The sequence below is a fragment of the uncultured Gemmiger sp. genome (genome assembly GCF_934561205.1).
In the GTDB taxonomy this organism is placed as follows: Bacteria; Bacillota; Clostridia; order Oscillospirales; family Ruminococcaceae; genus Gemmiger.
The window spans coordinates 158,098-180,449 of sequence record NZ_CAKTFU010000003.1 but is presented as its reverse complement, the minus strand read 5'-3'; the positions used below and the strand labels follow the sequence as shown (position 1 = coordinate 180,449).

Sequence of the window (22,352 nt, the reverse complement as noted above, 5' to 3'; positions counted from 1 at the left end):
TTTGTTCATTTTATCCTTACATTACAAAAAACCATTGATTTTGTGCATATTTAGCGCAATTCTGTTTAGGTTTTATTGTATATAGAAATTGTATAATAATTTCAGACGAAACGCAAGCAGAACTGTACAAATCACAGGAGGAGAATGGATGATTATTCCGCACTATTACGAGGACCCGCACACACTGCATGTGGGTACCATGCCGAATCGTGCCTATTACATTCCGGCATCCCGGCGCAGCGATACTTTAGTCGAGCACCGCGAGACCTCGGATCGCTTCCAGCTTTTGAACGGAAGCTGGAAATTTCGGTACTACGCCAGCATTTATGACTTGCAGGATGCTTTCTACGCGGTCGGCTATGATGCCTCCGCTTTTGACAGCATCCCGGTCCCCAGCGTGTGGCAGAACCACGGCTACGACCACCACCAGTACACCAACATCCGCTATCCGTTCCCCGCTGATCCACCGTATGTTCCTAAAGAGAACCCCTGCGGCGCTTACCTCTACGACTTCACTTACCAAAAAGATGCCGCAGCCCCGCGTGCATTTTTGAATTTTGAGGGCGTTGCCTCCTGCTTCTATGTCTGGCTCAACGGTCAGTTTGTCGGGTACAGTCAGGTCGCCCATTCCACAAGCGAGTTCGATGTAACGAAGTTTTTGCAGGACGGCACCAACCATCTGGCGGTCCTCGTGCTGAAATGGTGCGATGGCAGTTACATGGAAGATCAGGATATGTTCCGCATGAACGGCATTTTTCGTGATGTCTACCTGCTGCACCGCCCGGAACAGTGCATCGAGGACTATTTCATCACCACCGACATCCACGGCAGCACCGCAGGGGTTGCTGTCCGCCTGCGTTACTACGATTCCGCCGTTGCCACCCGCATCACCCTCTACGATGCAGCCGGCACAATAGTCGGCAGCGTAACGCCCGTGGAAGCACCGGATGATGCGGCATTCCCCTATCATGCAGAAATCACCGTTGTTGACCCGACACTCTGGAACGCAGAGCAGCCCTACTTATATACCCTTGTGTTGGACACCCCCTGCGAGACCATTACAGACCGTGTGGGCATCCGCGAGGTTCACGTTGCCAACAACCAGATTTATGTCAACGGCCGGTCCGTCAAGTTCCACGGTGTAAACCGCCACGAATCCGACCCTATTACCGGCTATGCCGTTGGCTTTGAGCAGACGAAAAAAGACCTGCTCATGATCAAAAAGCACAACTTTAATGCCATCCGCACCAGCCATTACCCGGATGTGCCTTACTTCTATCAGCTCTGCGACCAGTACGGCTTCTTTGTCATTGATGAAGCCGACAACGAGAGCCACGGTGCGTCCGAATACTATTGCGAGGGCAACGAAAGCTGGCCCAACCATGTGGAAAGCTGGAACAAGCCCATCGCAGACAACCCGGAGTTCACCGAGGCCACCGTGGACCGCACCCGCCTCTGCGTGGAGCGTGACAAGAACCGTCCCTGCGTCATCATCTGGTCGATGGGCAACGAGAGCGCCTACGGCTGCACGTTCGAAGAAGCGCTGGCATGGACAAAGAGTTTTGACCCCCGCCGCCTGACCCACTACGAGAGCGCCCAGTACCGCAGCAAGAACCGTAAATACGATTTCTCGAACATTGATATGTTCAGCAATATGTACCCTTCTCTCGAAAGCATTCAGGAATATCTGGACAACGAGCCGGACAAACCCTATATCATGTGCGAGTACAGCCACTGCATGGGCAACGGCCCCGGCGATTTGGAGGATTACTTCCGGTTCATTCAGAGCCATGACGGCTTGGTCGGCGGTTTCCTGTGGGAGTGGTGCGACCACGGTATTTATAAAGGGAAGATGCCCGACGGCCGCGACATCTATTATTACGGCGGCGACCACAATGAGTGGCCGCATGACGGCAATTTCTGCATGGACGGTCTGGTCTACCCCGACCGCCGCCCGCACACCGGGCTGTTGGAGTTCAAGAACGTCTATCGCCCGGCGCGTGTTGTGAAGTACGACCGGGAATCCGGCATGCTCACGCTGCACAACTACATGGACTTTGTTGATTTGACCGAGTATGCCACACTAACCTATCAGGTAAGTTGCGACGGCGAGGTCATCGACAGCGGCTTCATCCCCTACCCTGACGGTTTCACCCTGCCGCCGCACAGCGAAAACGCCTTGCCGTTGGCCGTCCATATTCCCGATAAAGGCAAGTGTTTCCTGAAAATCTTCTACCATTGCGATAAAGACCTGTCCTTGCGTTCGGAAGGGCATCTCCTGGGTTTTGATGAAATCCTGCTGGAAAACAAAGACAGCCGCAACCAGAAAACCTTGGCTATGTGGAGTGATGCCCCTTCCAACAGCACAATCACTGTTCAGGAGACGGACCGCCATTTGACGCTGCGCGGCAAGAACTTCACCTACAACTTTAATAAGCTGACGGGTCTGTTCGCCGCGATGCAGTACGAGGATGCAGTCCTGTTGGACAAGGAAATGGAGTTCAACATCTGGCGTGCTCCTACGGACAATGACCGCAAGCTGAAGCTGGATTGGCTGGCTGCCCGCTATGACCACTGTATGACCAACGCCTACCGCACCAAGTATCAGGTGACGGACAGCGGTGTAACTCTGCGCGCCAAAGTCGGCATTGCACCGATCAGCTTGCAGAAATTCCTTGATTTGGATGTCTGCTGGACGATTTCCAACAGCGGTGCAGTAACGCTGGCACTGCACGCTGAGCGCAACACGGTATTCCCCGAACTGCCGCGCTTTGGTCTGCGCCTGTTCCTGCCAAAAGAAATGGCCCGCGTCAGTTACTTCGGCATGGGTCCGATGGAAAGTTACTGCGACAAGCACCATGCTGCCAGCCACGGCTACTTCAGTTCCACCGTCTGGCAGCAGCACGAGGACTACATTCGCCCGCAGGAGAACGGCAGTCACTATGATTGCGATTATGTCCGGCTGGATGGCGCCGGCATCAAGCTTACCGCTGTCGGTGCAAAGCCGTTCTGCTTCAACACCTCGCACTACACGCAGGAAGAGTTGACTGAAAAGGCGCACAACTATGAGCTGCATCCCTGTGACAGCACCGTCCTCTGCCTTGACTATGCACAGAACGGCATCGGCTCTGCCAGCTGCGGACCGCGTCTGGCGGAGCAGTACCGCCTTGACGACGCTTCCTTCGATTTCAGCATCCGTCTGATTTCCGAAAAAGCATAACCTCTACACAAAAGAATGGAGAAATTCTCATGTCTGAAAACACTGAAAGACGTTATTTAAAATGGTATAACAAGGTCGGTTACGGCTCCGGCGATGTTGCGGGCAACGTGGTCTATGCGTTCCTCTCCTCGTTCGTTATGATTTACCTGACCGACACCGTCGGCCTGAATCCCGGCATCGTCGGCACGCTGATCGCTGTGTCCAAGCTGTTTGACGGCATTACCGACATCTTCTTCGGCTCTATGATAGACAAGACGCACTCCAAGCTGGGCAAGGCTCGCCCGTGGATGCTCTACGGCTACATCGGCTGCGCCATCACACTGGTCGGCATCTTCGCCATCCCCATGGGCATGAGCGAGTTTGCCAAGTACGCATGGTTCTTAATCTGCTACACTCTGCTGAATGCCGTGTTCTACACCGCCAACAACATCGCCTACTCTGCCCTGACCGCCCTTGTCACCAAGAACAGCGCCGAGCGCGTTGAGATGGGTTCCTACCGCTTCATGTTCGCATTCGCCACCAGCCTTGCCATCCAGTCCGTCACGCTGCTGGCTGTCTCCGCACTGGGCGACACCGCCGAAGCATGGCGCACCGTGGCTATCGTCTATGCCATTATCGGTCTGATCGTCAACACGCTCTCTGTTTTTTCCGTCAAGGAACTGCCGGAGGAAGAGTTGGCCGATACCTCGGATAAAGCAGAAATCGAGAAAGACGAGAAGTACAGTCTTGTCGAAGCTGCCAAGCTGCTGGGTTCCAACAAATACTACCTGATGATCTGCGTCACCTACATTTTGCAGCAGATCTATGGTGCCATGATCAGTATGGGTACCTTCTACGCCGCCCATATCCTTGGCGACAAGAACCTGTTCGGCGTGTTCTCTTGGGCCATCAACATTCCTTTGATCATTGCACTGGTCTTTACCCCGACCCTCGTTGCCAAGATGCACGGTATGTACAAACTGAACGTCGGCAGCTATGCCCTTGCTACCGTGGCCCGCGCGCTCGTTGCCGTGGCCGGCTATACTGGCACCGGCGATGTCAAGACGATGCTCCTCTTCACGGCTATTGCTGGACTGGGTCAGGGCCCGTGGCAGGGCGACATGAACGCCGTTATCGCCTCCTGCTCCGAGTACACTTGGCTAACGAAGCACAAGCGCGTGGACGGCACGATGTACTCCTGCACCTCGCTCGGTGTCAAGCTTGGCGGCGGTCTCGGCACCGCCATCACCGGCTGGCTGCTGGCGTTCAGCAACTACGATAAGGCGCTGGCTGTGCAGCCGGAATCCTGCATCAATATGCTGAAACTTATGTACCTCGTGATTCCCTTTGTGCTGGATGCCATCATTACCTTTATCCTCTCCCGCATGAAGGTCGAGGAGGCCAACGATAAAATCCGTGCAGAAATGAAAAACTGATATTCACTATTCTCCTTCTCAAAAAGGGCTTCCGCATCTGCTGGCGGAAGCCCTTTTTCTGTAGGAGAAGTAGACGGGTTCCTTGCGTTTGAAGTAACGCACGAATGCCTTGTTCTGTGCGCCAAAGTGTGCAGGCGGCAGGCCAATGGCAAGGTCAATGGGCATTAGCCCGGAGGCATAAGCGCCCTGTGCTTCGATTTCCTCCGCGATGGCAAACAACGAAAGAATAAAGAAACGCTCATGTTGTCAAGCATGACATTCCAACTGCCTTATATACGCGAAAATGCTTTTGGTAATAGCAGTAAATTATTCCAAACGGTACAAACATTACCATATTATAAAGCATGTCCCATGAAATAGGATTGCGACCATATTGCAAGTTTTCTCTAACACTATGGAACGGCAGTAGATTAATTTCTTCCACCCGCGTCAGTTGACCACCCATAATTGTCATAATCCTCTGAGCAGAATAGCTCGCACAGAGGATTTTTGCATTCATGCACATTTTTTTGCGTATACGCAGGTTTAGTGGAATTATATAGAAAACAGTGCTATTTTGATGTCAAGATAACGCACAGCTTACAACGGTTTCCTACTCCGTATCAGACATCGGCGCGCAGATGCTGAAATAGCATTTGTCCGCTGTACCACTATGCGGAAAATGCATCCTAAGCTGTTGCCCATGCCGGACGCACCAGCAAGAAAAAGGCTGCAAAACGTATGTCGATTTTGCGGTTTTTTTGCTGTTTTAGATGTAAAAATTTTGTCTTATAGTGTATATTTGTTGATTTTGCCTATTTTCGATAGTATAATTATAGCAAAGCAGAACCTGCCTGCATCGAAAAAATTCTGAATTGGAATTTGGCGTGCGCCGAAAGCGGAGGATATACAGATGGCTGCAAGATTTCATTTTTTATCCAAGCCCACAGCATTGATTTTTGCCATTTTAACGCTGTTGACCGGATGTTACAGCCGTTCCGATTCGACAGTCGGCGGCAGCGAATCTTCGTCGTCCGTGACAAATGAAGACTGGGGTAACGCAGCAATCACCCTGGCTGTCGATTACAGCGTATATGATGGCGTTGATTTTGAAATTTCTCAACCGCCCACACTCTATGCGCAGTCCTCACAAACAGACCCCTGTGAGCTGCTGTCCATAGACCGCCAAGGATCGACCGTCTATTACGCATTTCATGTTCCGGACAACGCACAGGATTTTACCCTGTTGCCTGCTGTGATTCGGATACTGCAAAACGGAGATTTGCAAACCCTTCCCGCAGAAGAAGGCGCTGAAACTGCCGACTGCAAGGTCGAAAAATTAGAAATTGCGCAGGACTCCCCGTCTGCCGGATGCAAGATCACCGTTACAACAGAAACAAAGCAAGGGTGGTTCCCCTATCAGCTTTTCTTACATAACAAGACAAACAGCAGTTCCGGCACTGCCTCCATAGTCTTTACAGACACTCCGACAGGAATGGTCTTAACGCAATGCGCCTTTGTTTATACATTGGATTGCAGCGAGGAACAGGCGCTGACCATTTTGCAGGATTCCACATTCCAATACAGTGTTTGTCAGCGGTACCAATATGCGAAAAATGCATCCTATTCTTTGCCTGAACCTTGCGCCCTGAAAATCATAGAGGTCAACGGCACAATAGACGAATTTTGAAAACATGGAAGTTCGATGCCGGGTTCTCTGAATAAAAATCGGCAGAGAAAGCCCTGCCGCACCATTTGCCGACCCGAAGGGGGCCTACTATGAAATCGGCTTTTTATCCACGGGCAAAGGACTGGATGCTGCTGCCCAGCCTGTGCGGAATCGGACTGTTTTACCTGATCCCGCTGGTTCAAAGCATCTTCTACGCCTTCTCGGACGGCTTGTATGCTGCGCGGTTTGTGGGCGGGTATAACTTCCGCACGCTTTGCGAGGACCCGCTTTTTCAAAGGGCTGTAACCAACACGCTGCTGTTTTTCCTTGTCGGGATATCGGCGCTGCTGGCAGTTTCCCTGTATATCAGCCTGATTTGTGTAAGCGGAAAATTTGTCTGGCAGCCGTGGGCGCTTTTGCTGCCCATTGTGGTTCCTGTCCCCTGCTTTGCCTCAGGCTGGCAGCTTATGTGGGGAAACGGCGGGCTGGTTCATCGGCTTTTGGCGTTTTTGCCCTGCAAAACCGTGGACTTCATGCAGGGTGGGCCGGCCTTTTGGCTGATGCTGCTCTTGTATATTATAAAAAATGCAGGGTATATCAGCATTTTGCTTTCGGGTGCCATTCGCGTTCTGCCAACGGAAATTCAAGACAGTTACAGGCTGGACGGAAACAGCGAGTGGGTCTATGTGACCCGCATTTTGCTTCCGCAGCTGCGCAGCACCCTGTTTTTCTGCGTAATTACCGCCGTTATGAACTACTTTTTGCTGTTTCGGGATATGTATGCGCTGTACGGCAGCGCGCCGCCCGATACGCTGTATATGCTGCAGCACTATATGAACCGCAATTTTTATCGGTTGAATTTTCCCAAATTGAGCGCTGCTGCCCTGCTGACCTGTCTGGTGATCGGCGCGATATTGGCAGTCGGTTTTTATCTTAGTAGGAGGAAATACGATGTGCAATAAGGGAATTTGTTTTTTTGTAAAAAAAGCCCTGCTGACGGCATTTTCCGTATTGTGCCTGCTGCCGGTGGGCTTTGCGGTCGTGCAGGCGCTGCAATACGGCGGGCAATTTTCTTTTCGGCAATTTGAGGAGATCCTTTTATACCGCAAAGAGTTCTTTGCCTGGTTTTGGAACAGCGTTTTGTACGCAACCGCCATACTGGCAATTCAACTGCCGTTAAGCGCCTTGGCGGGCTATGCTTTTGCCCAAAGCCGCGGCAGACTGATGGGTGCCGTTTTCACCCTGTATATTTTTGTGATGATCCTGCCGTTTCAGGCAACGCTGGTTCCGCAGTATCTGGCGCTGCATCGTATGGGATGCAGCAATACGCCGTGGGCGGTTATCCTGCCGAATGCCGTCGGTGCTTTCGGTCCGGTACTCATCGCCCAGTATATCCGCGGGATCGACCCGGACATTCTCAACGCCGCGCGTTCAGAGGGCGCCACCGAGTGGCAGATATTTTTGCGGTTCATTCTGCCGATGTGCCGCCCGGCGTTCACGGCGCTGGCGGTTCTGTCCTTTTTTATGAACTGGTCCTGCATTGATCAGGTTCTGCTGTTTGTGCAGGACAGCCGCCTTTCGACGCTGGCGTTAGAGCTGAGCGGGCAGCATTTCGGCCCCGTGCGCTATGCAGCGGATGTTGTGTATGCCATTCTTCCGCTTTTGGTGTATTGCTCCTGCCGGGAGGGGCTGGAACGCGGTATATGCCTGAGCAATATCCTGTAAGGGGGCGCGGTCATGACAAAGCAACTTTGGGCGTTTTTGTGCGCCATGCTGCTGTGTACGCTGCTCAGCTGCAAGCTGTACGAGCTGCGCACCCCTGTGGTGGCGTGCGTCACCATCCGCCCCGCCGTGTTGGAGGATACAGGCTACCCTTGTACGCTGCCGACAAACTGCCTGATTTGGGAGGACGGGCAAGCCTACTGCTATGTGGCGGACGACACCGCCCTTCGCAAGGCGGCTGTGTATCTGCTGGCAGAAAACGATACCCTCTGTGCCGTGGAGGGGGATGTGTCCGGCGGAGAAGATGCCGTGCTGTATTCCACCTTGGCGCTTACTGCCGACACGGAAACCGTCCGACGGGATGACGGGCGCAGATTGGGCGGCATTGTGGAGCTGTATATCGACCCCGCCGTTGACCCGCGTCCCCTGCTGGCGGAATACACCCTTGCCAAAGCCGATACCTGCTGGCAAATTGAGGACACCGGGCTTTTTAGCGCGCAGCAGATAACACAAACCCTTTTGCAAAACGGCGTTGCGGCGGAGCAATTCACCCTGAGGGATTACAGCTGGGCAGCTGCGTTTGTCCGCCAATGCTATACGCTATGGCTGTTCCCTGCGCTGCTTGTCGTCTGGGCATTGTTGTGCCGGGCGCTGTTCCTGCTGGGAAAAGCCGAACTGTCGCAGGCAGAGTTTGCCTTGCAGAAGCTGTATTTTAAGCAGTACCTGATATCCCGTCGCCGGCAGCTGGCGGTTTCGCTCGTCAGGGCCGTCGTGCTGTTGTGCCTGCTGGCGGCGGTAACGATTTGCCTTGTGCGTATGCCGTTGTTTGTTCCGCCGGGATTTCTGCCGTCGGAAAGTCTGTTTCGATTTGACCATTACCGCAGCTGGCTGCAGCAGACATTCCCGGCGGACGGCAGCGCTTACAGCCGGGCGCTGTTCACAAAATTGCAGACGGGGCTGGTTTTGTCCGCCGCTGCAACGGCAGCCGTGATTTTGGCAGGGGTGGTTTTGGGTAAAGCTATGAAAAGAAAGTCGGTGTTTGTATGCGAAAATTCTGTGCCGTTTTAGCTGTACTTTTCTGCCTGTCGTTTTTATTGGCAGGCTGCAGCAGACCGGCGGAGTCCCCCACCGGCGGGGAATCCTCCGGCGTGATCGACCCTTCGGTTATGCGCTATGCCTTTCGGGCGGATGCTGCCGAAAGCGAAGCGCTGACAGAGCCGTATCGGTTTCAGCAGCAGTTCTTTCTGCAGGACGATGCGGTGGTAAAGCTCTCTTTCAGCGCGCAGGACGGTCGCATTCTGGATGTTACCGATGCCGCCGACGGCTCTGCCGTGGCTGTCCCGGACACGTCCCTGATACAGGAACAATTTGAATCCGGCAGCATTTTGTGCGGTGCCTACTGGCGGGACGGTCAATTATGGCTGCTTTCGCAAGACCCGGCTGCAAACGAATACACGCTGTATCCGACCGAAAAAGACGCCCAGACTCTGGGGGAATGTCCGTTTCAATACGCCTTTACAGACAAGATGGCAGTCTGGCAGAATTATGTCCTGCTGATGGGGCAGGACGAAGCCGACAGCTTGGCTGATACCCTGGTGTTGTATGACACGCAGGCGCAGACCGAGAAAAAATTCGCAAATGTGAGCGATTTTGCCCTGGACAGTGCGGGAAATCTCTATTATATTCAGTGTACCTCTGCCGCACCCCTGCTGGTAAAGTACAACCTGGAGGAAAAGAAAACCCATTGGCAAAGAGAGAGCGACAGCGAGCTTGCCCCGCAGAAGGTGTTCTGCAGCGGAAAAGATGAGCTGTTCGTCTGTTCGTCCACGATCGGTGCGCAGGGCAGCATTTACGCCTTGGACCCGACCAGCGGCGTGACGCTGTACAAATTGTTTGACTGGGGTGCGGAATCCCCGGACGATTATACCCAAAACAAGATGGCGAGGGCTGACTTTGCCGTGGGCGCGGACTATACCGTCTGGTTTGACAACCTTCGGCAAGCGGAAAAAACGCTGTGGCGGTTCACCCCTTATTTGCCGGATGCCGCTGCTGCTGTCACGCTCACGATCACTGCGCCCTACAAAGAGGAAGCGTTGGACGCTGCTGCCCGCAGATTTTCCAAAGCACATCCGGATGTTCAATTTTCGTGGGATACCGACTATAAATCTGCCGATGACTACCTGCATCACAGCGAACAATATGCCGAAAAAATCAACCTGCGTCTGATGACCGGGGATATCGGGGATCTGTTTTTGCTGCCGGGGAAATTGTCCGGTCAGTATTTGGATGGCAAAGGCATCCTGAACGCAGGTTCCTTAGCGCCCTTGGATGATTGCCTTTCGGGCTGCCCTGACCTTGACGCGCTGGACACCGTTATGCTTGCGCCCTTGCGTGACGAAACCGGAACCCTGCGCGCGATTCCGTTGGGGGTAAACCCGCAGTATCTGATTTACAACCAGACCTTGGGCGAACAGTTGGGTCTTACATGGGACACCGATTCGCTGACGTGGACACAAATTTTTGACCTTGGTATGCGCTGGAAAGACGAAAATGCACCGTATACGCTGTTTGCTTGTATGAGCGCTTACGCGGTCAATGAAACCGTTGGGGCTTTCCTGCTGGACAGCACAAGAGATATAGCCGCCATGCAGCCCGATTTGGAGAAATTGAACACACTCCTGTCAGAAAAAACGCACCTCTATCGTATTCCCGAAAATGCATCGTACTATTGGTCGAAGGGCTTTTTTGACAACGCACTTTTCTGTTACGGGCAAGGCGCTTCCTACGAGGATACCTTTGAGCGCCTGAGCACCGCAGAATCTGAAAACGGCATCACACTGAAGATCCTGCCCATGCCGACAGCATGTAAATATCGGCAGTCTTATGCGGACTGTCTGGGAATAAGCACTGCTTCCGACCAAAAGGACTACGCGGAGCAGTTTGTGCAATATCTGTTAGGCACAGGCGCCTTTACACAGAACATTTACACAACGGAGTCTGCCCTGATGAACCGAGAGGCGGATTTTGCGCGGTTTTCGTCGGCCGAAATGCATACCTTCCCTTTGCAGGAACGCCATTATCAGCAGTATCGTGCGGTATGCACACTGCCGGCAGATGCCTATCTTGCCCCCTTCGGTTGGGATGACGCCATGTGGCCCGCCTTTCGGGCGTATCGCTCCGGCAATCTGACTTTGGAGGAATGTGTGGCGCAGATGCAGGCAAAATTCAAGATGGTTGAATGAAGATAGAATATCGGCACTTAGAATTATGCGGCATTGCCTTAGAATTGTGCGGTATTGACCTTAGGTATTCCGGATGAAATAATATAAAAATCTGTCCATCGATGAAAGGGATTCTTCTGTTCAAAGGCAGGGCTGCCGCATTCACCTGACAACCACAGAATATCAGCTGTTCATTACGCTGCTCGACCATTCCGGGCATATCTGCTCGCGAAACTTTCTGCTGGCATCTGCATGGAATATCACCGTGCCGATTCAGACACGGACAGTCGATGTGCATATTGCCAAGCTGCGGAAGAAACTGGATTTAGGCCCGGATGATTTGAAAACCGTAATGGGACGGGGATATGCGCTTTCTATGCAAGAAAGTTATAGAGAAAAACATTCTTTATGAGAGTCGTTTTATTCTGATTGCAGGTATAGGTGATAAAAATGGATACATTATATTGGGGTGCTGTCGCAATTTTTGCAATCGGCTGGTATATTGAACAACGTATGTATGTCGATGGCCACACACGGCGCAAACGCGACCCATATAAGCCAATTGATTATTTGGGTATGTTCAGCATCGGCGAATTTGTCGGTTACCTTATACGGTGCCTTATTGCCCCTGCATTTGTATGGTTTCCCGACATTCTTATTGGGTTGCCCGACAATCTTATTCAAGCTATTGCAGCCGTATGGTTAGTTGTGATGTCTATTTTTGTTCCTACCGCGATTGAGCGTATAATTGATGGGTTCTAATTTGACTTACTGCAATGCTTCAACAACAGTCAGGACCCCCGGCTTAGCCGGGGGTCCTGACTGTTTCTCAAGACTATCGATTGTCTTTACATATCGGGGGTGACGGGAACGGCGCCGTAGTTGCGGATGTTCAGTACATGGCAGCTGCCTTCGCCGAAGCAGGCATCAATGGCAGTGCGGTAGACATCCAGCAGGTCATAAGGGACGAACGCCTGAATGGTGCCGGCAAAGCCGCCGCCCTGCAAACGCCATGCGCCGCGGCCGTTCAGGATCTTCTGGCTGATGGCCAGGGCCAGGGGCACGCCCTGCTCCTGCGGGGCCTTGATGCTGTAGGCGTTCTGGTTGAACTCAAAGCTGGAGTGGCCGCCTTCAATAATCAGGCGCAGGAATGTATCGAAATCATCGGCGCGCACAGCGTCGCACAGCTGGGCGGCGCGGCGGCAATCGTTGTAGAAGTGGATGGCACGCACAACGGCGCGGTCCCCCACTGCCTTGCGCAGTTTCGGGATAGCGGCATAGAATTCGTTTTCGTCCACGTCGCGCAGCACCTTTTTGCCAAACTGTTCGGCAACGCTCTCCATCTCGCGGCGGATAGCGGCGTAGTCATCGGTCAGGTCGGCATGGCTGCCCTTGGTGTCGGTGATGCACATGGCAAAGCCGTGCTTGGCCAGGTCGATCTCGGTCTGGCCGACAACGGGATGCGCGGGGTCCTTGAAGTCGATGGTGATAACACCGCCCACGGCGCAGGCGGTCTGATCCATCAGGCCGCAGGGCTTGCCGAAGAACACGTTTTCGGCATACTGGCCGATCTGGGCGATTTTGACCTGGTTGAGCTTATCCATGTCGTTGTCATTGTACTCGCCGCGCAAAATGGCACCGACGCACACCTCAAAGGCGGCAGAGCTGGACAGGCCGGAACCGCGCAGCACACTGCTGGTGGAGTAGCAGTCAAAGCCGCCGACCTTGCCGCCGGCGTCCAGAATGCCCTTGGCCACGCCGCGAATCAGGGCGGCGGAGTGCTCGGCCTCGTTGGGCTGCGGAGTCATAACAGACAGATCTACATCGTCGATTTTCTCAAAACCGTAGGATTTCATGCGGATGACGTTTTCTTCATTGGGGGAAACCACCGCCACAATGTCCAGGTTGACAGAGCCGGCCAGCACAACGCCGTTGTTGTGGTCGGTGTGGTTGCCGCCGATCTCGGTACGGCCGGGGGCAGAGTACAGCCGCACGGTGCGTTCTGCGCCAAAGCTGTCCGCAAAGCGGTCGATCACGGTAACATAACGCTCCCGCTGTTGGGCGGCAATCTCCTGCCCTGCACCATACAATTTTGCAAAAGCGGCGTCATACTCGCCTTGCAGGATCTGCTGCTTGAGTTCCAAACAATTTGCCATAGGTTCCACTCGCCTTTCCTGTGCACTGCTTTTGGCAATATGCACAATTTACACATTCAAAATTTGGGCACACGGCCAGCGCGTCCTTCAAAACGCACATTTATACTCTAAGTATAACAAATTTTGCGGGAAAGTAAACAATTTTTTTCTTTTCTTTTATGGACTTTTGATGAATGTGTTGGTATAATGATTAAAAGGGCGATAGCGCGCCCTTAAGCCGTGTAAATTTGAGGTGTGCATGATGTCCAACGAAAGCAAACAGTCCTATAAACAGAATTACACAGACAACGTGGAACTTTCCATTTTTAACTGCGGGCGCGAATCCTGTCGGCCCGGCCACACCTGGGGACCGGGCGTGCGGGATCATTACCTGATCCATCTTGTTGTTTCCGGCAAGGGTGTGTATCAGGTGGGCGGTGTGTCCCACACCCTGCAGGAGGGCGATTTGTTTTTGGTCAAGCCGAACCAGCTTGTCACCTACGCGGCAGACGAGACCGACCCATGGGAGTATTACTGGGTCGGCTTTAACGGGGCCTGTGCCAGCAAGCTGGTGCAGCAGATGCCGTTCAGCGATGCACGGCCTGTGCACCACTGCAAGGACCTGCATGCCGTTCGGGAGGCACTGTACAACATCTATCTTTCCCGCGGGCCGGAGCCGCAGTGTGAGGCGCTGATGACGGGATATCTGTACATCTTTATGGCGCATATGATGAAGGAAGCCCGCGACACAATGCCCAACGTCGGTTCCTCCAGCAGTCAATATGTGCTGGCGGCCATCAAGTACATCCAATTTAACTATTCGCACGATATTTCGGTGGACGATATCGCCAAGGCGGTCGGCGTCAGCCGCAGCCACCTGTACCGCGTGTTTATGTCCAACGTGGGGCAAAGCCCTATCGATTACCTGACCAATTACCGCGTGGGTGAGGCTTGCAGCCTGCTGAAAAGCTCGAACCTGTCCATTGCTGAAATTGCCGTTTCTGTGGGATTTTTTGACCAGTTCTATTTTTCCCGCGTATTCAAAAAGGTCAAAGGCGTGCCCCCCAGCAAATATCTGGCAACGATGGATAAGGACCCGCACGCAGCAACCGCCGTACCCGCGATTTTAACCGCAGCAGAGGAGTTATAATGTCATTTGCGAAAAACCAAATTTTGACCGTTACAATAGAATCCCTGTCCAGTGACGGAAGCGGCGTTGCCCACAAGGACGGTATGGCGCTGTTTGTCCCCGATTCCGCCCCCGGCGATGTGGCCGAGGTGCGGATCGTCAAACCCATGAAGAACTATGCCTTTGCCCGATTGGAAAAACTGCTGACCCCCGGCCCTGCACGGCGGCAGAGTGACTGCCCCGTTTCCGGTCCCTGCGGCGGCTGTGGACTGCGGCATATTGAATACACAGCCGAATGTGAGGCCAAGACACGCTTTGTGCAGGACGCTTTTTCTCGGCTGGGGCGCTTGGACGTGCCGGTGCTGCCGGTTATCGGCGCCGAAAACACAGACCGTTACCGCAATAAGGTACAGCTGCCTGTGGGAACGGATGAAAACGGGCATCTTATCGCAGGTTTTTACGCCGGGCGCAGCCACCGCATTGTGCTGTGCGAGGATTGCAAGCTGCAGCCCGAATGGATGAACCAGCTGGCCAAGCGCGCCTGCGCCCTGTTGGAGCAGGCAGGGGCATCCGCTTACAATGAGGAAAGCCACACGGGGCTTGTGCGTCACCTGTATATGCGGCAGGGCTGGCACAGCGGCGAGCGCCTTTTGTGCTTTGTGCTGAACGGCACTTCCCTGCCCCGTGAACGGCAGCTGTGCGAGACACTGCAAACAGAATTTGCGCTGACGACTGTTTTGGTCAACGAGAACACCGCCCGCACCAACGTGATTTTGGGAAAGAACACCCGCACGGTGCTGGGCAGCGGCTTTATCCGTGACACGCTGGCGGGGGTTGCCCTGCAGATGGGCGTGCATGAGTTTTATCAGGTCAACACCCCCGCCGCCGAGGTACTGTATGCCAAGGCACGGGAATATGCCGCGCTGCGCCCCGACGATTTTTTGCTGGATCTGTACTGCGGTATGGGTACGATCGGGCTTTCGATGCTGCCGGATTGCGGCCGTCTGCTGGGCGTGGAGGTCGTGCCCCAAGCCGTGGAAGGTGCAAAGAAAACCGCGGCACGGCTGGGGCTTACCCCCGACAAGGCGGATTTCCGCTGCCAGGACGCCGGGCAGGCGGCAGCCGCCCTTGCCGCCGAAGGACAGCACCCGGATGTAATTGTGGTAGACCCGCCCCGCAAGGGCTGCGATGAAGCGACCCTGACCGCCATTGTGGAGATGGCGCCCCGCACGGTGGTGATGGTCAGCTGCAATGCCGCCACCGCCGCCCGCGACACCCGCTGGCTGGCCGACCACGGATACGCACCGCAACGTGTGCAGCCGGTAGATTTGTTCCCAAGGACAAAGCACGTCGAGGTGATTGTTTGGTTGTCACGCGAAAAGTGATATACCAAACTCTCAGGACGAGTGGAGACGGTTGTCCTCTTGTTTCCCAACAAATCAGCAATCTGCAACTATTGATTACACGCCTGATGGCAGCTATATGAATGATATAAATAAGCACACTACATACAAAGAAATCAATGAGCACGTTGTAGAAAAATACGGTTTTAGGCTCCATTCTGCTTATATAACCCAAGTAAAGTGTGAGATGTCTATAAGAGATGGGAGAGAGAACTATAATCTCTCTAAATCGGACGATTATTAGTCTGGATTAGTTACTCCCGAGAAAAGCGAAGTAATCATAAATGCTTTGAAATATTTTATTGTGATTGAATAGTTAAAAGGGGACCTAATAATGGATTCCAACTTTTTCGCATAAATCATGACGGCGCCGATTCTTATATGATAAGATGGAAAAAAATGTTAGCAACAAAAAGTAAACTTTTATAGGTGAAGGAAATATGGAGAGAAAAACATATTGTGATTATCTCAGGCTAATAGCCACATTTGCTGTAGTTGTACTTCATGTAGCAGCTTCAAATTGGTACTTTATTGATGTTAATGGGTTTGAATGGCAATCATTCAATTTTTATGACAGCGTCGTGCGTTGGGGTGTACCTATTTTTGTAATGGTAAGTGGTTCCCTGTTCTTAAGTAGAGATATATCAATAAGAAAAATTTATAGTAAGTATATTTTTAGGATGGTAATAGCTTTTTTGACATGGAGCATATTCTATGCATTGATGACACCTGAATACTTTGAAAACGGACTGCTTTATGGCATTAAGACACATATTGACGCTATGGTATCTGGGCATTATCATATGTGGTTTATTCTTATGATTATCGGCATTTATATGTGCATACCATTTTATAAAAAAATTATAGCGGATAGTTTTACCACGAAGTATTTTTTAGTATTGTCATTTATATTTGCGGTTATGATTCCATGGAGCATTCAGTTATTAAATGATTTTATAGTTGAAAATCACGAACAATTAGCAAATTTGGTTAGCGTTGCCAATTCACATGTATCAACAATGAACATGAATATGGTACTGGGATATTCCTTTTATTTTGTGTTGGGATATTATCTTGATAATATTGAGCTCAGAAAAAAACAACGTCTACTCATTTATTTTTTAGGGATTCTTGGATTTGCGTTTACAGTTTTGGCGGATTTGGATTTGGCCATAAAGACGCAGAAACCATGTGGCACCTATTATGGTAATTTTCGTGTTAATGTAATGCTTGAGGCAATATGCATTCATACATTGTTTAAATATCACAAATTTAAAAATGAGAAGCTTAATTCATTCGTTTTTATGATTTCAGGATATACTTTTGGAGCGTATTTGATTCATGCATTTTTTATAGAAAAATTATCATTACATTTTAACTTTAATACGTTATCCTTTAACTCGGTTGCATCTGTTCCTATAGTATCGGCGGTTGTGTTTATATGTTCACTTTTTGTATCAATAGTGTTAAATCATATTCCTATAATAAAGAAATATTGCGTGTAGACCCTTCAGGCCTTTTTAAAAGCGCCCAAATCAAAATTGCCATCAGAACAATAACTATATCCATGCTGAAAAGTCCGCTCATCACTAAACAGTACTTTCAATGTTTTCTCAACCCATGCCGAAGCAGTCGTATGCCTGACACGCGAGGCGTGACAGGATAAATTCATAAACAAAACCAACAAAAAGGAGGTACCCAGATGAGTGAAATCACGTTGAACGCCCTGCCCAAAACCTTGGACGAGCTGAAAGCCATGCCCCAAGCGGCGCTGACTGTGCCGGAGGAGGTTGCCGCCCTGACGGTGGCGGCGCTGGCGCTGTACCCGGAAAACCCTGCCGAGACCGAGAAAATGCTGGATTTCCTGCGCGGCCCCCGCCCCCTGAACGGCATCGACAAGCAGTTTATCCGCGACCGTTTCCGCGGCAAAGAATACCTGATGCGTTCCTACTTTGTCGGTTCCACGCCAGAAAACAACTACACGCCTGTGCAGCCGTACCGAGTCACTGTTTCGGAAAATGCGTACAGCCGGGCGCAATTTGCTGACGGATACCTGACCTTGTATGTGGCTTGCAGCGGTGCCGACAGCCCGCGCCCGCTGAAGCTGCGGCACAAACCGTCCACTGGGCAGTGGTTTCTGTGGGAGCAGCAGCTTCTGACCGGCATCCGTATTCCGCAGGAGGCTGACCCTTGGGCATAAATCCCTTTGAACATGAATTTTTTAAGGAATTACTGAGGAATTACCTGTAGATTAGCCCTAGCCTTCATTGCACAACACCAGCATCCTAGGTCACACTAAAAATCAAAGCAGTCCCCCCTAGCATGAATTCATGAAATTGAAAACTCTTTTGGATTTGAATGGAGATGAAGGAATGGCACTGCCTAAATACAATGAACTATATAAACCGCTCCTTGATGTCATACAGGATGGACAAATTTATTGCATGAAGGAAACCGCTACCAAAGTTGCCGAAAATTTAAACTTATCCGTTGAAGAATTGGCTGAACAGTTGCCCAGCCAACGTCAAACAATTTTTATTAACCGATTAAACTGGGCAAAAACATATCTGAAAAAAGCCGGGCTAATTGAGTCACCTTCACGAGGAAATTATGTGATTACAAGTGAGGGAAAGGCGCTGCTGAACAGTGGTGTGCCAATTACAAACGAATATTTGAAAAACCATTATCCCAACTTTGCAAGATTTGTGAGCGGTAGTCTGGCAGAAACTGAGCATGATGCGTCGGCAGTTGTTAATTCCAACCATGAAGACGAAAGAACGCCAGAGGAGCAGTTGGATTCCATTCATAAGACACTGAATGAAAATCTTGCCGATGATTTGCTGGATATAATCATGCAGAGGTCGCCGAGTTTCTTCGAGCAGTTAGTTGTCGATCTCATGAAGGCTATGGATTATGGTGACGGATTTAAAACACGGTACAGTGGCGATGATGGGATTGACGGTGTCATCAACGAGGATAAACTAGGATTCAATCTAATCTATATACAGGCAAAGCGATGGAATCCGGACGTTACAATCGGGAAACCGGAAATTCAAAAATTCTTTGGCGCCATGATGGGACCGCCTCGTATTGAGAAAGGTTTATTTATCACAACTGCCAAGTTCTCAAAAGGTGCCAGAGAGTATGCGGAAGCACAGCATATTATTTTGGTTGACGGAAAACAGTTAACTGCATTGATGATAGAGTACGGACTTGGTGTATCTGTACAAAAAGTCTACAAAATCAAACGCGTTGATACAGATTATTTTGAGGATGATATACTGACATAACAATCATCTTAGCACAGCGCCCCCAAGGCATAAGCCTTGGGGGCGCTGTGCATTGTGCGGCTGGTACTCCCCTTTTATGGATTTTTTGCAGCATATCCGGTAGCACTTTTACATAGGATTGGGCAGAAAAAATCCACATAAGGAGGCCGGTTCATGAAAGGCGACCCCGAAGAACGCGCCGTAGCCATAGGGCGCTACATTGTGCAGAACGGTGCCACCGTGCGCCGTGCAGCGGCTGTGTTCGGCATAAGCAAAAGCACCGTCTGGAAAGACCATGCCCGCCTGCGCAGCCGTGACCCCGGCTTGTGGGCAGAGGTACGCGCCGTTATGCGCAGGAACAAGGCCGAACGCCACCTGCGCGGGGGCGAGGCAACACGCCGCAAATATTTGCAAAACAGCCTTGCACCCTGACGCGCAGATATGTATAATATAAGAAAGATATCCTTGGGCAATAACCACCGCTCCGGCGGCACCTGGAATTGCGCGGTATTGCCCTTGCAAGGGAGATGTAAAAACACGATGAAACGCACCGATTATATCAGCTGGGACGAATACTTTATGGGCATTGCCTTGCTTTCCGCCATGCGCAGCAAGGACAACAACAGCCAGGTGGGCGCCTGTATTGTTAGCCCGGAAAACAAAATTCTGTCGCTGGGGTACAATGGTATGCCCATAGGCTGTGATGACGACGAAATGCCCTGGGAGCGCGAGGGTGACCCGCTGGAAACCAAGTATATGTATGTCTGCCACTCGGAGCTGAACGCGATTTTGAACAGCCCCAACAACAACCTGAAGGGGTCGCGTATGTATGTTACGCTGTTCCCCTGCAATGAGTGCGCTAAGGCAATCATCCAAAGCGGCATCAAGGAATTGATTTACCTGTCGGATAAATATCATGACACGCCCGCGAATATCGCAAGCCGCCGTATGTTCAAGATGACCGGCGTCAGCTGCCGCCGCTACGAGCCTACCGGCCGCGAGCTGCGACTGGATGTGTAAGAGAGGGATACAGATGAAAACCATTGTGATCGGCATTGCAGGCGGCTCCGGCAGCGGCAAGACCACGCTGACCGAAAAACTGCGGGAACATTTCGGAACAAATGAGGTCAGCGTCCTGAACCATGACAGCTACTACAAGCGCCACGACGAGCTGCCCTATGAGGAACGCTGCAAGCTAAACTACGACCACCCCGACAGCTTTGACACCGCCCTGATGGTGGCGCACCTGCGGGAGCTGCGCGCGGGACATGCGGTACAGGTGCCGGTGTACGATTACACGATCCACAACCGCAGCAATGAGACTGTACACGTCGACCCTGCGCCTGTAATTATTGTGGAGGGTATCCTGATTTTTGACGCGCCCGAACTTTGCGAACTGTTGGACATGAAGGTCTTTGTGGATACCGATGCCGATGTACGCATTTTGCGCCGCATTATGCGCGATGTTAAGCAGCGCGGACGCACGCTGGACAGCGTGGTAAACCAGTACCTGACCACCGTCAAGCCCATGCACGAGCAGTTTGTGGAGCCGAGCAAGCGCAAGGCGGATTTGATCGTACCCGAAGGCGGCGAGAATCTGGTGGCGCTGGAGCTGCTGATCAAATGGGTGGAAAACCACCTGCACAGCAAGGATTAAATTTTCTGCCATAAAAAATACCGACAACCTTTTGGTTGCCGGTATTTTTTGTTTGGTATTTGAATTACCAGAGGTTTACGACCTCGTTGTACAGCCCCTCGTAACTCTTGGCGGAGTTGGACCAGCTGAAGTCGCACTCCATGGCGCGCTTGACCAATACAGGCCAGCCGTCCTTCTGCCAGTAGCCTTCCTTGGCGCGCCAGCAGGCTTCATACAACTCGTGGGCGTTGTAGTTGGCAAAGGTGAAACCATTGCCGTAGCCGTCGCCGGAGTCGTGGATGGAGTCCTTCAGGCCGCCCGTCTCGCGGATAACAGGGATGGTGCCGTAACGGCAGGAAACCATCTGTGCCAGGCCGCAAGGCTCGGAACGGGAGGGCATCAGGAAGATATCGGCGCCGGCATAGATATGCTGCGCCAGCTTGGCATTGAAGCCGATATAAACGCCCACACGGCCGGGGTTGCGGGCAGCCAGCTCATTGAAGAAATTCTCATACTGGGACTCACCCGAGCCGAGAATAACCAGCTCAATGCCCTGCTGCAGCAGCCCTTCCGCAACTGCCTGCACAAGGTCAACGCCCTTGTGGCCGACCAGACGGGTGACCATGGCCATAACGGGGCTGCCGTCCTTGTTCAGCCCGAACTCGTCCTGCAGGGCCGCCTTGCAGGCAGCTTTACCTTCCATAAAGGTGTTGGCATCGTAATGCTGCGGAATGTCAGGGTCGGTGGCAGGGTTAAAGACGTCCACGTCAATGCCGTTCAGGATGCCGCACAGCTTATACTGTTTTTGACGCAGCAGACCGTCCAGACCATGGCTGAACCATGGGTCAAGAATTTCCTGCGCATAGGTGGGGCTGACAGTGGTGACCTTGTCGGCGGTCTCGATAGCGCCCTTCATGAAGTTGGCGCATCCGTCAAACTCGACCACATGGGCGTCGCGGGCACCGATGCCGCAGGTGTCCTCCAGAATATCCAGGCCATATTTGCCCTGATATGCAATGTTGTGAATGGTGAAAACCGTCTTGATCTTGCTGAACTTGTCCAGATGACGGTAGTACAGGTTCAGATAGACAGGGGTCAGGGCCGTCTGCCAGTCATTGCAGTTGATGATGTCCGGCTCGAAGTCGGTGTAGAACAGCATCTCGAGAATGGCACGGGAGAAGAAGGCAAAACGCTCGCCATCGTCATAGAAACCGTACAGGCCGCTGCGCTTGAAATAGTACTCGTTGTCGATAAAGTAGAAGGTCACGCCGTTCAGCTCGCTCTTGAACAGACCGCAATACTGGCTGCGCCAGCCCACAGGGACGCTGAAGTTGGTAACGTAGGTCAAGGTATCCTTGAACTTCAAATCGCCGTACAGCGGCATGACAACGCGGCAATCCACGCCGTCCTTCACCAAGGCCTTGGGCAAGGCACCCGCAACGTCAGCCAGACCGCCAGACTTTGCATAAGGGGCGGCCTCACTGGAAGCATACAAAATTTTCATAAGTACCTCCGTGTGGTAGGAGAATCATTAAAATATTGAGGACGGGGCAG

General features: G+C 52.0%; 19 protein-coding genes. 17 read left to right on the top strand and 2 right to left on the bottom strand.

The annotated features are described in order from the left end of the window. Window positions 1-148 precede the first annotated feature (148 nt). The 9 genes from Q0I19_RS03175 to Q0I19_RS03140 all read left to right on the top strand — a co-directional run bounded on the left by Q0I19_RS03175 (window position 149) and on the right by Q0I19_RS03140 (window position 11,988). Complete coding sequence (locus Q0I19_RS03175; protein WP_294757969.1) at window positions 149-3,220, top strand: glycoside hydrolase family 2 TIM barrel-domain containing protein; 3,072 nt, start codon at window positions 149-151, stop codon at window positions 3,218-3,220. Between the two features lie 29 nt (window positions 3,221-3,249). Beyond that, a complete protein-coding gene (locus tag Q0I19_RS03170) occupies window positions 3,250-4,635 on the top strand; it encodes a glycoside-pentoside-hexuronide (GPH):cation symporter (RefSeq protein ID WP_294757971.1) in 1,386 nt (461 codons plus the stop codon). An 892-nt stretch (window positions 4,636-5,527) separates the two neighbouring features. Beyond that, window positions 5,528-6,304 carry a hypothetical protein gene (locus Q0I19_RS03165; protein WP_294757973.1) on the top strand — a complete coding sequence of 259 codons (777 nt, stop codon included), beginning with the start codon at window positions 5,528-5,530 and terminating at the stop codon, window positions 6,302-6,304. An 89-nt stretch (window positions 6,305-6,393) separates the two neighbouring features. Next, window positions 6,394-7,245: a sugar ABC transporter permease gene (locus tag Q0I19_RS03160; RefSeq protein WP_294757975.1), complete on the top strand. Its 852-nt coding sequence runs from the start codon at window positions 6,394-6,396 to the stop codon at window positions 7,243-7,245. Beyond that, a complete protein-coding gene (locus tag Q0I19_RS03155; protein WP_294757978.1) occupies window positions 7,235-8,008 on the top strand; it encodes a carbohydrate ABC transporter permease in 774 nt (257 codons plus the stop codon). The genes Q0I19_RS03160 and Q0I19_RS03155 overlap by 11 nt, the downstream gene beginning before the upstream one ends. A 12-nt stretch (window positions 8,009-8,020) precedes the next feature. Continuing rightward, window positions 8,021-9,073, top strand: coding sequence for a hypothetical protein (locus Q0I19_RS03150; protein WP_294757979.1), 1,053 nt, complete (start codon window positions 8,021-8,023; stop codon window positions 9,071-9,073). Continuing rightward, window positions 9,049-11,247 carry an ABC transporter substrate-binding protein gene (locus Q0I19_RS03145; protein WP_294757981.1) on the top strand — a complete coding sequence of 733 codons (2,199 nt, stop codon included), beginning with the start codon at window positions 9,049-9,051 and terminating at the stop codon, window positions 11,245-11,247. Before Q0I19_RS03150 ends, Q0I19_RS03145 begins: the two co-directional genes overlap by 25 nt. 91 nt (window positions 11,248-11,338) lie before the next feature. Further along, on the top strand, window positions 11,339-11,638 hold the full coding sequence (locus Q0I19_RS11450; protein WP_366012313.1) for a winged helix-turn-helix domain-containing protein: 300 nt from the start codon (window positions 11,339-11,341) through the stop codon (window positions 11,636-11,638). Between the two features lie 38 nt (window positions 11,639-11,676). Then, on the top strand, window positions 11,677-11,988 hold the full coding sequence (locus Q0I19_RS03140; RefSeq protein ID WP_294757983.1) for a hypothetical protein: 312 nt from the start codon (window positions 11,677-11,679) through the stop codon (window positions 11,986-11,988). A gap of 86 nt (window positions 11,989-12,074) precedes the next feature. Here Q0I19_RS03140 and Q0I19_RS03135 read toward each other — a convergent pair whose 3' ends face one another. Continuing rightward, window positions 12,075-13,382 carry a galactokinase family protein gene (locus Q0I19_RS03135; RefSeq protein ID WP_294757984.1) on the bottom strand — a complete coding sequence of 436 codons (1,308 nt, stop codon included), beginning with the start codon at window positions 13,380-13,382 and terminating at the stop codon, window positions 12,075-12,077. A gap of 238 nt (window positions 13,383-13,620) precedes the next feature. On the opposite strand from Q0I19_RS03135, the gene Q0I19_RS03130 reads away from it, so the two are divergent. The 8 genes from Q0I19_RS03130 (at window position 13,621) to udk (ending at window position 20,819) form a co-directional block, all read left to right on the top strand. Next, window positions 13,621-14,511, top strand: coding sequence for an AraC family transcriptional regulator (locus Q0I19_RS03130; RefSeq protein WP_366012301.1), 891 nt, complete (start codon window positions 13,621-13,623; stop codon window positions 14,509-14,511). Further along, window positions 14,511-15,875: a 23S rRNA (uracil(1939)-C(5))-methyltransferase RlmD gene (gene rlmD, locus Q0I19_RS03125; protein WP_294757987.1), complete on the top strand. Its 1,365-nt coding sequence runs from the start codon at window positions 14,511-14,513 to the stop codon at window positions 15,873-15,875. Before Q0I19_RS03130 ends, rlmD begins: the two co-directional genes overlap by 1 nt. Before the next feature lie 458 nt (window positions 15,876-16,333). Next, window positions 16,334-17,398: an acyltransferase family protein gene (locus Q0I19_RS03120; protein ID WP_294757990.1), complete on the top strand. Its 1,065-nt coding sequence runs from the start codon at window positions 16,334-16,336 to the stop codon at window positions 17,396-17,398. A 197-nt stretch (window positions 17,399-17,595) separates the two neighbouring features. Further along, window positions 17,596-18,093: a hypothetical protein gene (locus Q0I19_RS03115; protein WP_294757992.1), complete on the top strand. Its 498-nt coding sequence runs from the start codon at window positions 17,596-17,598 to the stop codon at window positions 18,091-18,093. 172 nt (window positions 18,094-18,265) lie between these two features. After that, complete coding sequence (locus Q0I19_RS03110; protein WP_294757994.1) at window positions 18,266-19,183, top strand: restriction endonuclease; 918 nt, start codon at window positions 18,266-18,268, stop codon at window positions 19,181-19,183. 153 nt (window positions 19,184-19,336) lie between these two features. Continuing rightward, the gene (locus Q0I19_RS03105; protein WP_294757996.1) at window positions 19,337-19,594 is read left to right on the top strand and encodes a sporulation transcriptional regulator SpoIIID; all 258 of its coding nucleotides are present in this window, start codon (window positions 19,337-19,339) and stop codon (window positions 19,592-19,594) included. A gap of 108 nt (window positions 19,595-19,702) precedes the next feature. Beyond that, window positions 19,703-20,182 (top strand): dCMP deaminase family protein, encoded by a 480-nt coding sequence (locus Q0I19_RS03100; protein WP_294757997.1) that lies wholly within the window; start codon window positions 19,703-19,705, stop codon window positions 20,180-20,182. Window positions 20,183-20,195: 13 nt separating this feature from the next. Further along, complete coding sequence (gene udk / locus Q0I19_RS03095) at window positions 20,196-20,819, top strand: uridine kinase (RefSeq protein ID WP_294757999.1); 624 nt, start codon at window positions 20,196-20,198, stop codon at window positions 20,817-20,819. A 64-nt stretch (window positions 20,820-20,883) separates the two neighbouring features. On the opposite strand, the gene glgA is transcribed toward udk, so the two are convergent. After that, entirely contained in the window at window positions 20,884-22,302 is a 1,419-nt protein-coding gene (gene glgA / locus Q0I19_RS03090) for a glycogen synthase GlgA (protein WP_294758000.1), read from the bottom strand. Between the last annotated feature and the right edge of the window lie 50 nt (window positions 22,303-22,352).